The organism is Pseudomonas sp. Fl5BN2 (assembly GCF_009908205.1).
Lineage (GTDB): Bacteria > Pseudomonadota > Gammaproteobacteria > Pseudomonadales > Pseudomonadaceae > Aquipseudomonas.
In genome coordinates this window covers 39,594-52,956 of sequence record NZ_JAAARL010000004.1, presented here as the reverse complement: position 1 = coordinate 52,956, position 13,363 = coordinate 39,594, and the positions used below count along the sequence as shown (strand labels likewise).

The window sequence follows — 13,363 nt, the reverse complement described above, 5'->3', positions numbered from 1 at the left end:
AGCGCACGCCGCGCTTCAATTTTCCACCGCCGCCATCTGCACCAGTGCCCGGACGGCCGCACGGGTGGCCAGGGTCAGGGGCTTGGGCAAGCGATCCAGTTCGAACCAGGCGATAGCGCTGTGTTTCTGCGGCTCACAGTTACGTGGCTGCATGGCCGGGGCTGAAGCCAGGTACACCGGCGACACCCAATGTTCCTGTCGCTCGGGGTCAATCTGGTCCACCACGCACAGCAGGCTGACGCCCTGCAGCGTCAGCCCTAGCTCTTCGAGGATTTCCCGGCGCATGGCCTGTTCCACCGGTTCCAGCCAGTCGACCTTGCCGCCGGGCAGACCCCAGCAGTCGGCTTCGGGATCGCGCCGGCGCTTGACCAGTAGCAGTTGACCATCGCGGACGATGGCGGCGCCGCACCCCAGGCGAGGCTGTTGTGGCATGGCAATTCTCCTTGGCGGCGCAGGTGTAACAGGCGCTGGAGGTTGCCCGGCGGCCTGCTGAGCGATCCGACACTATCGACTGCCGAGGATGACAACAGAGTGTTGCTTTGTTGCTTATTTGTAATTTTCTTTATAGCGCGCGAAGCCTGCGCCGCCTGTTCAATGGCGCAGCAAAGTGGCCGCGATAACCACCAGGGCCAGGAGGATCAGGATCCCCCCGGTGACTCTTTCCAACCAGGGCAGGACTCGAGAAAAACGCTCACGCACCGTCGCATTGCCAATGGCCAGCGCCACCAACAGGTCCCACAGCAGCACCACGCTGAACATCCACAAGCCGTAGATCAGCTTCCAGGCGGGGCTGGTCTGGCTCCCCACCAGAGACGCCAGGCTGACATAGAACAAGGCGTTTTTCGGGTTGAGGATGCCCGATACAAAGCCCATGCCCAGGCCGCGCCACCAAGTGGCAAGGTTCAATGCCCGGGTTTCGCCGGGACTGGCCACACCGGCCAGGGAACTGCCGCCGGCGTGGCGGATGAACAGCCAGCCCATATAGAGCAGATAGCCACACCCGGCCAGCTGGATCACCAGGAACAGCTGGCTGTCCGGGCGAAACACCGAGACCCCGCCGAAGGCCAGGACAATAAACAGACCGTTGGCCAGGGCGATCCCCAGGCAGGCACCGGTGGCTGGCTTCCAGCCTGAGGCCATGGACATCCGTGCCACCAGGAAAAAGTCCGGGCCGGGGGAGAGCAGGGCGAGAAAGTGCGCGGCGGCAACCAGCAGAAACTGTTGAATCATCGGTAAGACTTCCAGAGACCTGAGTGGCTGGAAGTCTGCTGCGCCCGGTGATCCGGGTATTGAAGAAAATTGCGCGGTCCTAGGCTTTGTACAGCCCCGGAGTGACACCGACATGGGCCTTGAATACCCGCTGAAAGTGCGCCTGGTCGGCAAATCCCAGGCGCTGGGCCAGGGCCGCCGAGGCCTCTCCGGCCTGCAGCGAGGTCCGGGCCTGGATGATCCGCTGGTTCAACTGATAGGCGTGGGGCGTCATCCCGGTCGCGCTGCGAAAAGCGCGGATCAACTGATAGCGGCTGATACCGGCCAACTCTGCCAACTGCTCCAGGGGGCACAGGGCCTGCGGGTCCTGCTGCAGCAGATCCATGACCCGGCGTACGCCGTTGCTGGCCCGGGCCGGATCGGCCGCCAGGGCAATCACCGGTTGGCCGCGGGCTGGGAAATCACCGATGAACTCGATCAGCGCAGCTTCCTTGTCCTGCCAGCTGGCGCTGGAAAACAGCAATTGGTTGAGTTGGCTGAAGCGCCGGTACAAGTCGTCATTGTGGCTCAGCAGCACCTGGCACAGCGGCGTCGATAGGCCCTGCCGCGACTCCTTGCGGATGTCCTCGACCCAGCGGGCCTGCAGATGCAGCATCTGGTAGCTCCAGGCGCTGTCGGCCTGGGGGTTGCAGGCATGGGCGCAATCGGCTGGAACAAACACCACACTGCCGGCCCGGATCAGGGTCGGCCCCTCGGCGCCACCGCTGAACACACTGACCCCACGGTCCACGGCACCGATGGACACCGTCGGGTGGCTGTGGGCCTTGTAGTTGGCGCGGCTGTCACAGGCCCGGCGACTTTCGACGTAAGGCAGGTTCGGGTCACGCCAGAATTGCGCTGTGGGGGTCATGGTGCAGGTCTGCGGTAAGGGGAGCGGGAGGTAGGCTAACAGGCAAGACTGTACGGGGACCAGTGTGGGCCGGAGCAGGGTGCTCGCCGGCCAGTCGGCGCCCCTGGGAGTACGGCGGGGAAAAAATCCGGCTCGGTTAGAACGTTTATTTCTCCGGGTTATGTAAATAGCTGTTTTTCACATATCCACAGCAGACGCAATGACGCTGAAAAGCCATTTCCATCCGCTATGAAATACAGGTCGCTGCTACAACGGACATTCTCGGCTGCGCCACGCTGGAAAGCGGGTCGCGACAGCCGTCGCCGCTGCAGGACCGGCCCCTTGCCGATCCTGCGGCGCTGCTTAGAATCCGCTCCATTCGCTTCATCCAACTATCGATACTTCAGGGAACAAGATCATGCTGAACGCCATGCAGATGCCAATGAACAGCGCCATGCCGATGATGCCAATGATGGGTATGCCGATGATGATGGCGACCATGAGCTGCGAAATGCTCGAAGACGGCATGCAGTGCAAGATGATGCCGGCCGCGGGCATGGACATGGCGATGTTCAAGAACAGCGCCGAAATGCTGCAGATGATGATGAACTGCGGCATGCCGATGATGATGCACTGCGCCAACATGAGCATGCTGTGCATGTCCCAGGCGGCCATGGCCATGCCGATGATGAACATGATGATGCCCATGCCGATGGTGGGTATGCCGATGCCCTCGATGAAGTGCGTGATGGAATGCACCCTGGTGGCCGACGGCATGCTGTGCAAGCTGATGCCCATGGCCGGCATGAACATGGACATGATGCAGAACAGCTGCACCCTGATGATGAAGATGATGAACGATTGCAGCATGCCGATGATGATGAGCTGCAATGGCATGCCGATGATGTGCTGCACCTGCTAAGCCAGCAACGGCTTCACGCAAAAGCCCGGCGGGGATGACTCCCCCGCCGGGCTTTTTATTGCGTGGGCCGATCAGTCCAGGCGTTCGGGGTGGGTCACCACCAGATAGGCCACGGCCTCACTGTCTGCCGGGTTGCGATAGCGATGGGGCTGATCGGCATAGAACAGGATCGAATCGCCCGGCGACAGCAAGTAACGCTCCTCGTTGACGCTGATTTCCAGCACCCCCTGGGCCACCACCAGATTCTCCTGGACGCCCGGCCCGTGGCCTTCGGAGCGGTCTTCACCCAAGGGCGCGATGCGCAACTCGTAGAATTCCGATTGGCGTGCCACGTCGAAGGGAAACAGCGCACGGCTGACGAAGGCGCCATTGGCACTGACCAGGCGTTTGCTCTGGCTCGCCGTGAGCAGCGCCACGCCCTCGAAGGCCCGATGCTCGAGAAAGGCCGCCACCGAAACCTTTAGGCCCTTGGCGATTTTGCACAGCACCTTGATCGACGGCACGCTGCGTCCGGACTCGATCTGCGCCAGCATCGCCCGGCTCACGCTGCACTGGCGGGCCAGGGCATCCAGGGACAGGTGGCGTTTGCCACGCAAGCGCAGCAGGTTCTGTGCAACCCGCTGGCTGATGGGGTCTTCGTCCTGTGCATGCAGGGGCACGAGGTCCAGCAGCGACGAGGCATCGCCGGCCAGAAAGCGCGAGGGGTCCTGAGCGTTCACCCGTGGCAGGGCTCATTGCCGTGCTGGGCCTGGGCCCATTGCCCGGCCTGGCAGGCGGCATTGCGCGCATAGATTTCCCACATCAGTTGTGCCCGTTGCTGAGCCTGTTTGCGTTTGCGGTAGCGGGCCAGGTCGATGAGGTTGTCAGTCGGCTGCATGGTGGGCACTCACTGTGATGACGAGGAGTCTCGGGTGAGCTGAAGAGTACGTGGATTTTCATATAGCCATAAATAATCAATATTCATTTATTAATTCTTTCTGATTCTATAAAAGGCCGATTTCGACTGGATCCGACCAATAATTCAAAAATATTTTTAAATGTGTATTTTTAATTCGCTGGAAATGTGCTGCTATCGCGTACCTCCTGGCTGCCCGTGCGCAGCGGTAATTGCTCTGAAATTTGGCTGGAAAGGGATGTCCTGCCGTTTCTCGTGACTTCTCGATCACGGCCATTACCCGGCGATCTGCATCGCCCTACCTGCGAGGAATAACAATGAACAACCTGAATCGCCTGTTTGTCGCCAGTACGCTGATACTGGCTTGCGCTGCTGCATCGTCCGCAGTGGCTGACCCGCACTTCACTCCCGTGGCGAGTTTCCAGGGGCATGGCACCATTCGTTTGCAAACCCCCGCGACCCTCCAGCAGACAATCGTCTGCAACATCAACATCGATGGCTCGGTCAATCCGCTGAACAGCGCCAAAATCACTTCGGCCAGGTTCTCGGGCAGCTCGCCCTTTTGCTCACTGCTGGTGGCCAAGAGTCTTTCCTGGCCGATGTACATGGACAGCCAGCTCAGCGGTGGCATTTCGGAGATGGGGCTGGCCCTGACCGGGACCTCCTCGAACTGCGGAATCAATACCATCCGTATCCAATGGAACAATGCCTCCTCCAGCTTGAACGCCTCCAACCAGTCGCTGGGGGGCTATTGCAAGCTCATCTCCCTGGATGTGGCGATTTTGCCGTTGCTGACGGTGGTGAATTGATCCCCGGTCGCTGTTAGCCCAGTTGCACCTGCCCCGGGACCTTCGGTCCCGGGGTTCTCGACGCTGCCTGCTGTGCGCTGCAGGCGGGGCAAGTTCCAGGCTCTCTTAGCTTATGCAAAAAGAGAATTTCAGGATGGTCTGTAAAGATCGTTATGGTCTATATGAATCCCCTGATCCCTGCCCAAGGAACCGCCCCATGAACCTCTCACGACGCCTGCGCGAATTGCTCGTCAGTGCCTTGCTCGTCACTCCCCTGGCCCAGGCCGCCGAGCCACTGGAGCTGAACGTCGGCGACCAGAACTACTACAACATCCGTGCCTCGGTGGAGGCTTCCGGGGTACTCGAAGGCGCGCCCTACAAGGTGCAGTGGAAACATTTCCAGGCGGCCGCGCCCCTGGCCGAAGCCTTGAACAGTGGCGCCCTGGACCTGGGCTTTCTCGGTGATTCGGGCTTCCTGTTCCTGGCGGCCAAACAGGCGCCGGTGAAGCTGATCGGGGTCTCCCGGCAGAACCCGGACACCATCGCGCTGCTGGTGCCCAAGGACTCGCCAGTGAAAACCATCGCCGACCTCAAGGGCAAGAAGGTTGCCTATTGGCCCGGTGCCTGGAGCCAGCAACTGACCCTGCGAGCCCTGGAGCAGGCCGGCCTGCCGGAAAACTACGTGGACTTCATCAAGCTGATGCCGATCGACGCTGCAGCCGCCTTGCCGCAGGGTGGCATCGACGCCTTCCCGGTGTGGGAACCCTACATTTCCCAGCAGATCGTGTTCTCCGGCGCGCGCCCGATCCTCACCGCCAAGAACCTGATGCCTGGTCTCAGCGCCGTGGCCGCATCCACTGCAGCCATCGACAACAAACACGCGGCCATTGCCGACTTCCTGGTGCGCCTGAAAAAGGCCCGGGCCTGGGTCGACAACCACACCGACGAATACGCCGATCTCTGGGCGAAAAAAGCCAACCTCGACCAGAACGTGTCTCGGCACTGGCTGCGCCAGGCACACCTGACCCTGGGGCCTGTGGACCCACAGGCTGCGGCAGACCTGCAAAGCACCGCAGACTTCCTGTTCAAGGTCAAAGCACTGCCGGCACCGCTGGCCACCGCGTCGATCATCGACCCTTCCTTCCAGCAGGCCCTGGCGGACTGAACCGCCTGCCACTCCTTGTAGCAGCCGGCTTGCCGGCGATGGCTGAGCCCCGGGCATTGGTATCGCCAGGCAACGTGCCGGGCAGGGCACTGGAAGGTCAGCAATGAGTACTCAATCCTGCTCCTATAATCCTTCCAGGCAGCCAGGCGCCGCGTCCTGGCCCAAGGAAGAGTTGACCGGAGCGTGTATGACATTCAGCGAAATAGCCTACGAACAACATGGACCGGTGGTCGTCATTCGCTTCAATCGTCCTGAGCAGCGCAACTGCATCGGACCTGTCACCCACCGTGAACTGATCGAAGCCTGGACCCGCTTTCGCGAAGACCAAAGCGCCCTGGTAGCGATCATCACCGGCACCGGCGACAGGGCGTTTTGTGCCGGCGGCGATCTCAAGGCGGCGGCGCAACTGGTGCCCTCCAGCGCCGAGGAAATCGCCGCCCATGACCGTGGCGAACGCCCGGGCATCATCGGCCCCAGCCGCTGGACCGACCTCTATAAGCCGGTGATCGCCGCAATCAACGGCGTGGCCTATGCCGGCGGCCTGGAATGGGCCTGTTTTGCCGATATGCGTATCGCCGAAGAGCATGCCTCGTTCGGCGTCACCTGCCGCCGCTGGAACATTGGCCTGGCGGACGGAGGCACCCAGCGCTTGCCGAGAATCATCGGCATGGGACGGGCCATGGAATTGATTCTGACGGGCAAGGTGATCGATGCCCAGGAGGCGTACCGTATCGGCCTGGTCAACGAAGTGGTGCCTAGCGGACGCTCGCTCAAACGGGCGATGGAACTCGCCAATGTCCTTGCCGGCCTGCCACAACCGGCCATGCGCTCAGATAAGGAAGCCGCGATTCGAGGTTACGGGCTCCCCCTTGCCGAGGGCTTGAAGATCGAAGCCCAGTGCTTCAATCGATCGGTGCATCAGCCCGAGACCCAGGAAGGTTTGCGCCAGTTCATCGAGCGTGACCATCCCGATCGCTCGGCCCGACAGCCATCCAGGACACCGGGAATTGTCAGGGACTGAGTGCCAAGGGCACGCCCAAGTCGACCTCGGCTTGGTGATTGCCGGAATTATCCCGGATTGTCATCATGCGTGCCTTTCAACACTCAACAGGACAGGGATTGCCGCAATGCCCATTTATCTAGCAGCTGAAAGTGAACTGAATGTAGGCCAGGATCTGGTACTGGAGGCTCCCGCAGAGGAAGGCTCGTTGGTCGTGGTTTTTGAAGACGATGGGCACACCGCTTACTTCTACGCACTGGATACTGCCGTCGCCGACAACCCGATTCACGATGCGCTGCATATCTACAACGTTGCCGATGTATCCGACAACGACAAGCCATCGGTGGTGAAAATCGGCTGGTCCATCGACCACCGCAAGGCGGTGCTGCTGATCAACGATTATCCCCACGCGGTATTCGATTTCGACGCCAGGCAGGGATATTGCAGATCCGGCTTTCCACCGCAGATGGGCAAAGGCTGGTCCGAAGGCGGTCATCAATGGGACGACGCCGCGCTCAATCTGTTTGCTTGATGACAAGCCTGGCATTGCCAGGCTTTTTTCATGATTTCAATCGAAGCGGAAGGTGTTTTTCCGGGAAGACTTCAAGTTTTAGTTAAAACGCTTCAATCCAAACGCTGATTATCATCGTCAGTTTTCTGACTCAGACTTCGTTCGTGCCTCCACGCTCTCTGGAGCAAGAAACGAGCGGTCTATGCCAGTCAGTTCTGCAACACCCTGCTGCCAATGCTTAACGGACGCTGCGCTATGACGCGGTTGTCTGCCACTTCATCCCCAGCCGGTGCGGCCGTTCATTCAGCCTTGGCCTGTTGCCACCTGCTGCTGCAACTGACCCAGGAGCGCGCGCCGCAAGCCGCCCCCCCGGCCCCAGCCCCGCCGCTTGACCTGCGCCGGGCGGTCAGGGATTACGCACGAACCGCCGGCGTCGAACTACGCCTTGAACGCCTGGCATTGACCAGGCTGACCCCGAAGATGGTGCCCCTTGTCTGGCGCAACCGGCACGGCGATTTCATCCTGCTGGCCCGGCTCTCTGACACCCAGGCACTGGTGCAGCGACCTTCAGTGCAGACCCCTGACGTGATGGACCGTGCGCAGTTGGCCGAGCAGTGGAGCGGGGAGGTGATTCGTCTGCGTCAGGGCGGCCTGCGTTTCGATCTGTCCTGGTTCATTCCGGAGCTGCTGCGCCACCGGCGGGTCTTGGGTGAGGTATTGCTCTGCTCGCTGTTGCTGCAGGTACTGGCCCTGGCGACCCCGCTATTCTTCCAGGCGGTCATGGACAAGGTCATGGTGCACCGGGCGCTGTCGACTCTCGACGTGTTGGTGATGACCTTGGTGGTGGTCGGCCTGTTCGAGGTGCTGCTCAAGGGCTTGCGTGAATACCTGTCGGCGCACACCGCCAATCGCATCGATATCGGTCTTGGCGTCAAGCTGTTCCGCCATCTGCTCGGCCTGCCGTTGCTGTACTTCAAGCAGCGTCAAGTCGGCGCGATCATCACTCGGGTCCAGGAGCTGGACAGCATCCGCGAGTTCCTCACCGGTTCTCTGCTGACCCTGTGTGTCGATGTGGCCTTCACCCTGGTGTTTTTCGCCGTCATGGCCTGGATCTCATGGCCGCTGACGCTGTTGGTGATGTTGACCCTGCCGCTGTATGTGTTGCTGGCCTGGGTCAGCACCGGCCCGCTGGAGAAGCGCATCGAGCAGCAGTTCTACAGTGCCGCGCGCAACACTGCCTTTCTCAATGAGACCGTGAGCAGCAGCGAAACCATCAAGAGCCTGGCAGTGGAGCCGCGCATGCAGCGGCGCTGGGAATCGCAGACCGCGGAGATGGTCGAGGCCGGGTTCGCCAGCCAGACCCTGGGCAGCGCCATCAGCCAGGCGGTGACGCTGCTGCAGAAAGTCACCGCGGTGGCGGTGATTTGCTGGGGCGCGAGCAAGGTCATCGACCTGCAGATGACCATCGGCCAATTGATCGCCTTCAACATGATGCTGTCCCACGTCAGCCAGCCCATCGCCAAACTGATCGACGTCTGGCAGCAGTTCGTCCGGGTGCGGGTATCGGTGGACAAGCTGGGGGACATGCTCAACCTGCCGGTGGAGCAGGCCGAGGGCGACCGCCCCCCAGAGCAGCCGTTGCGCGGCGAGGTGCGCATCGAGCAGTTGGCTTTCCGCTACCGTCCGGAACTGGCGCTGGTGCTGCGCGGCCTGGACCTGCATATCGCCGCCGGGCAGACCCTGGGTATCGTCGGGCCGTCCGGCTCGGGCAAGAGCACGCTGACCCGCCTGCTGCAGAAGCTCTACACCCCTGATGCCGGGCGCATCCTGATCGACGGCCAACCTCTGGCCGAATTGCCGCCGGCCTGGCTGCGCAGCCAGATCGGCGTAGTGCTGCAGGAAAACTACCTGTTCAACCGCAGCGTGCGGCACAACATCGCCTTGCGCCATCCCACCGCGTCCCTGGAAAGCGTGATCGATGCTGCGCGCCTGGCCGGGGCCCACGACTTCATCCTGCGCCTGCCCCTGGGCTACGACACGGTGCTGGCCGAAGCCGGCAGCTCGCTGTCCGGTGGCCAGCGGCAGCGTATCGCCATTGCCCGGGCGCTGATGGGCGACCCGCGCATCCTGATCTTCGACGAAGCCACCAGCGCCCTGGACGACGAATCCCAGGCGCTGATCCAGGACAACATGGCAAGCATCGCCCAGGACCGCACGGTGATCATCATTGCCCACCGCCTGTCGGCGGTGCGCCATTGCCAACGGATCATCGCCCTGGAACAGGGGCGCATCAGCGAGTCGGGCAGCCACCAGCAACTGCTGGCCAACGGCGGTTGCTACTCGCGGCTGTGGGCCTTGCAACAGGCGCTGCGCAAGGAGGAGGCATGATTTTCGGCTCACTGCTGCGCACCTTGCGCCGTGCCCGTCAGCGCCTGGGTCAGGCGCCGGCGCTGCTCAAGCGCAACCGCGACGAATACGAATTCCAGCCCGGCTACCTGGAAATTGTCGAGCGTCCGCCGGCACCCTGGGCGCGGGCCACGGCGTTGCTGCTGATCTTCAGCATCCTCCTGGCCCTGGGCTGGGCGATCCTCGGCTTTCTCGACATTCATGCCAGCGCCGCCGGGCGCCTGATGGTCTCCAGCTACACCAAGGTGATCCAGGCCCACGAGGCTGGGGAAGTGCGCGCCATCCATGTGCGCGACGGGCAGCGGGTCAAGGCCGGCGAGGTGCTGGTGGCGTTGAACCCGATCGGCATCGACGCCGAATTGAGCGAGCTGCAAACCCAACTGGACTTCAAGCGTCTGGAGCTGGCCCGGGCCCGGGCACTGCTGACCCCGGAGCCATTGCACAGCTATCAGGTGCCTGCGGGGCTGGATGCACAACAGGCAGCGGCGGCCCGGGAGCAACTGCTCAGTACCTGGAAGGAAATCAGCGCCAACCTCGACAGCCTCAACGCCGAGATCGCCATCAACCAGGCCAGTCAGCAGGCCCGGGGCAGCGAGATCAGTGCCCTGGGCAAGCTGGCGAGCAATGTCCGCAAACGGCTCCATGCACGCCGGGCGATGGCCGCCGAGCAACTGATGCCCCTGGTGGAATTGCTGGAGCAGGAGAAGGAGCAACTGGACGTCGAGCGTTCACTGGCCCAGCAACAGGCCGAGTTGCAGGTGCTCAAGGCCCAGGCCAGCAATCGCCGGGAGCAGCGCGACAGCTTCCTGGCCCGGACCCAGCGCGAACAGCATGAAGCGCTCAACCGCAGCCAGCAGGACATCGCCGTGCTGGAGCAGCAGTTGATCCGTGGCCGCGACCGCCAGCGCCTGCAGACCCTGCTGGCACCGGTGGACGGGGTGGTCCAGCAACTGGCGGTGCACACCCTGGGCGGCGCGGTGCAGGCGGCGCAGCAGTTGCTGGTGATCGTGCCCGAGGGCGCCGAGCTGGATGCCGAGGTCATGGTGCTGAACAAGGACGTCGGTTTCGTTCGGGCCGGGCAGCCGGTGGAGATCAAGGTGGATGCGTTCCCCTATACCCGCTACGGCACCTTGCGCGGCACCGTGGCCCATGTCTCGGGGGATGCCATCAAGGACGAGCAGCTGGGGCTGGTGTTCCCCACCCGCATCCGCCTGGAGCGCGCGGCAATCGCCGCAGGGCAGGGCTGGATGCCCTTGCAGGCCGGCATGAGCGTGACCGGCGAGATTCGCACCGGTGAGCGGCGGGTGATCAATTACCTGCTGAGCCCGATTCGCGAGTATCAATCCGAAGCGTTGCGGGAGCGTTGAGCATGACCACTGCCTGCAACCCCGCCGACGAACTCTTGCCGACGTTGCTCGACACCGGCCTGCACTCCCTGGCCTGGGCCGCCCGGCGTTTTGATTTGAGCATCAGCGTGGCGCAACTGACGCACCGCCTGGGGCGGGTCGAGGGCCTGGCCGACAGCCTTGACCTGCGGCGCTGCGCCGGCTGGATCGGCCTGCGCGCCCGGGCCGTGAACAGCCAGGTGCAGCGCCTGGACCACCTGCCGTTGCCGGCCCTGCTGGAAACGACCAACGGCTGGGCGGTGCTGGACGCGGTAGAAGGTGACCAGTTGCGCGTCTACTGGCCGCTGCTGGGGCAATGCCAGACCCTGTCTCGGGCGCAACTGGCCCAGCTCTGGCCGCCCCAGGGCCAGGTGCTGTTGCTGGCCGAGCAGCATGTGCAGGCCAAGGCCCAGGGGTTTGGGGTGTCCTGGTTCCTGCCGTCGATCCTCAAGCACGGGCGGCAGTTTCGCAGCGTGCTGCTGGTGTCGCTGATGTTGCAAGGGGTGGCCCTGGTGACCCCGTTGCTGTTCGAGAACATCATCGACCGGGTGCTGGTCAGCCGCGGCCTGTCGAGCCTGCAGGTGCTGGGCATCGCCATGCTGGCCCTGGCGCTGTTCGAGCCGTTGTTCGGCCTCTTGCGTTCCTGGCTGTTCAGCAATGTGGCGAGCAAGATCAACGCCGAGTTGTCGGCGCGCCTCTACCAGCACCTGATCCAGTTGCCGCTGGGGTATTTCCAGGGACGCCAGACCGGCGAGATCATCGCCCGGGTCGGCGAGATGCAACAGATCCGCCAGTTCCTCACCGGCTCGGCCTTGACCCTGGTGCTGGACCTGGCGTTCTGCGGGATGTTCATCGCGGTGATGTATAGCTACGCGCCGTTGCTGACCTGGGTGGTGGTGGGTTCCCTGGCCCTGTATTTCCTGTTCTGGCTGTGTGTGGGGCCCTTGCTGCGCAGCCGCGCCTTGCGCGAGTACGAGTTGAATGCGGCCAACACTGCCTTCCTCACCGAGGCCGTGACCGGCATCGAGACCATCAAGACCGGCGCCATCGAAAGCGGCTTCCAGCAGCAGTGGCAGCGCCAACTGGCGGCCTATGTGCGGGCGGCGTTCCACACCCGCATCGTCGGCATCTGGGCCGGGCAGGGCATAGGCCTGATCCAGAAACTCACCTCAGCGCTGTTGCTCTGGTGGGGGGTGATGCTGGTGCTGGACGGACAGTTGAGCCCCGGCCAACTGGTGGCCTTCAACATGCTCGCCGGGCATGTGGTGGAGCCGATCCTGCGCTTGGCCCAGGTCTGGCAGGACTTCCAGCACACCCTGATTTCCCTGCGCCGCCTGGGCGACATTCTCGACACCGAGTGCGAAAACGGCAGCGGTGGCCTGGCTTCGGTGCCGGCGCTACAGGGCGGGGTGAGTTTCCAGGGGGTGCGCTTTCGTTACCAGGAAGACGGCCAGGAGGTGCTGCGTCAGCTCGACCTGGAGATCCGCCCGGGGGAGTTCGTCGGCATCACCGGGCCTTCCGGTTCCGGCAAATCGACCCTGACCCGGCTGTTGCAGCGCCTGTATGTGCCGCAGCACGGGCGGGTCATGGTGGACGGCATCGACCTGGCCATCGCCGACCCGGTGGCCCTGCGCCGCAACATGAGCGTGGTGCTCCAGGAAAGCGTGTTGTTCGCCGGCAGCGTGGCCGAGAACATCCGCCTGTGCCGGCCCCAGGCCAGTGATGCCGAGGTGCAGCACGCCGCCCGCCTGGCGGGGGCGGCGAGCTTTATCGAGGCCCTGGCCCAAGGCTACGAGACCCAGGTAGGAGAACGCGGCGGCCAGCTCTCCGGCGGCCAGCGACAACGCATTGCCCTGGCCCGGGCCCTGCTGACCAACCCCGGGATCCTGTTGCTCGACGAAGCCACCAGCGCCCTGGACTACGAGTCGGAAGCGGCGGTGATGGCCAACCTGCAGGGCATCGTCCGCGGCCGCACGGTGATCAGTGTCGCCCATCGCCTCAATACCCTGCGCCATGCCGACCGGATTCTGGTCATCGATCAGGGCCGGGTGCTCGAACAAGGCACACACCAACAGCTGCTGGCCCTGGACGGGCTCTATGCCCGGCAGTGGGCCCTGCAGATGAAGGACTGACCCCACCGACGGCAGGAGGATTCACCCACCAGTCATGTCTCCCCACCCCGCATTCCCCTAG

The 13,363-nt window shown here is 63.1% G+C and carries 13 protein-coding genes; 8 read left to right on the top strand and 5 right to left on the bottom strand.

All coding sequences use genetic code 11. From position 1 onward, the window contains the following. Positions 1-15 precede the first annotated feature (15 nt). From GV819_RS06560 to GV819_RS06550, 3 genes are all read right to left on the bottom strand, one after another. Complete coding sequence (locus tag GV819_RS06560) at positions 16-432, bottom strand: NUDIX hydrolase (protein ID WP_161754692.1); 417 nt, start codon at positions 430-432, stop codon at positions 16-18. A 159-nt stretch (positions 433-591) separates the two neighbouring features. Continuing rightward, complete coding sequence (locus GV819_RS06555) at positions 592-1,227, bottom strand: LysE family translocator (RefSeq protein ID WP_368668879.1); 636 nt, start codon at positions 1,225-1,227, stop codon at positions 592-594. An 82-nt stretch (positions 1,228-1,309) separates the two neighbouring features. Next, complete coding sequence (locus GV819_RS06550; RefSeq protein WP_161754688.1) at positions 1,310-2,119, bottom strand: AraC family transcriptional regulator; 810 nt, start codon at positions 2,117-2,119, stop codon at positions 1,310-1,312. Between the two features lie 397 nt (positions 2,120-2,516). Between GV819_RS06550 and GV819_RS06545 the strand changes: the two genes are divergently transcribed. Beyond that, positions 2,517-3,020 carry a hypothetical protein gene (locus GV819_RS06545; RefSeq protein ID WP_178124724.1) on the top strand — a complete coding sequence of 168 codons (504 nt, stop codon included), beginning with the start codon at positions 2,517-2,519 and terminating at the stop codon, positions 3,018-3,020. 71 nt (positions 3,021-3,091) lie between these two features. Here GV819_RS06545 and GV819_RS06540 read toward each other — a convergent pair whose 3' ends face one another. Together GV819_RS06540 and GV819_RS32925 are read right to left on the bottom strand one after the other, a co-directional pair. Next, positions 3,092-3,679, bottom strand: a complete 588-nt coding sequence (locus GV819_RS06540) for a helix-turn-helix domain-containing protein (RefSeq protein ID WP_372242052.1) — start codon at positions 3,677-3,679, stop codon at positions 3,092-3,094. 56 nt (positions 3,680-3,735) lie between these two features. Next, positions 3,736-3,897, bottom strand: a complete 162-nt coding sequence (locus GV819_RS32925) for a hypothetical protein (RefSeq protein WP_178124725.1) — start codon at positions 3,895-3,897, stop codon at positions 3,736-3,738. Positions 3,898-4,232: 335 nt separating this feature from the next. On the opposite strand from GV819_RS32925, the gene praB reads away from it, so the two are divergent. From praB to GV819_RS06505, 7 genes are all read left to right on the top strand, one after another. Next, a complete protein-coding gene (gene praB, locus GV819_RS06535; protein WP_161754684.1) occupies positions 4,233-4,724 on the top strand; it encodes an alkane oxidation protein activator PraB in 492 nt (163 codons plus the stop codon). Between the two features lie 196 nt (positions 4,725-4,920). After that, the gene (locus GV819_RS06530) at positions 4,921-5,868 is read left to right on the top strand and encodes an ABC transporter substrate-binding protein (RefSeq protein WP_161754682.1); all 948 of its coding nucleotides are present in this window, start codon (positions 4,921-4,923) and stop codon (positions 5,866-5,868) included. A gap of 187 nt (positions 5,869-6,055) precedes the next feature. Next, a complete protein-coding gene (locus GV819_RS06525; RefSeq protein WP_161754680.1) occupies positions 6,056-6,889 on the top strand; it encodes an enoyl-CoA hydratase/isomerase family protein in 834 nt (277 codons plus the stop codon). Between the two features lie 106 nt (positions 6,890-6,995). Beyond that, positions 6,996-7,400 carry a DUF2251 domain-containing protein gene (locus tag GV819_RS06520; RefSeq protein WP_025127310.1) on the top strand — a complete coding sequence of 135 codons (405 nt, stop codon included), beginning with the start codon at positions 6,996-6,998 and terminating at the stop codon, positions 7,398-7,400. Positions 7,401-7,634: 234 nt separating this feature from the next. Continuing rightward, positions 7,635-9,767 (top strand): peptidase domain-containing ABC transporter, encoded by a 2,133-nt coding sequence (locus GV819_RS06515; protein ID WP_161754677.1) that lies wholly within the window; start codon positions 7,635-7,637, stop codon positions 9,765-9,767. Further along, on the top strand, positions 9,764-11,152 hold the full coding sequence (locus GV819_RS06510) for an HlyD family type I secretion periplasmic adaptor subunit (RefSeq protein ID WP_161754675.1): 1,389 nt from the start codon (positions 9,764-9,766) through the stop codon (positions 11,150-11,152). The genes GV819_RS06515 and GV819_RS06510 overlap by 4 nt, the downstream gene beginning before the upstream one ends. Positions 11,153-11,154: 2 nt before the next feature. Continuing rightward, complete coding sequence (locus GV819_RS06505; protein WP_161754673.1) at positions 11,155-13,302, top strand: type I secretion system permease/ATPase; 2,148 nt, start codon at positions 11,155-11,157, stop codon at positions 13,300-13,302. Positions 13,303-13,363: the final 61 nt, after the last annotated feature.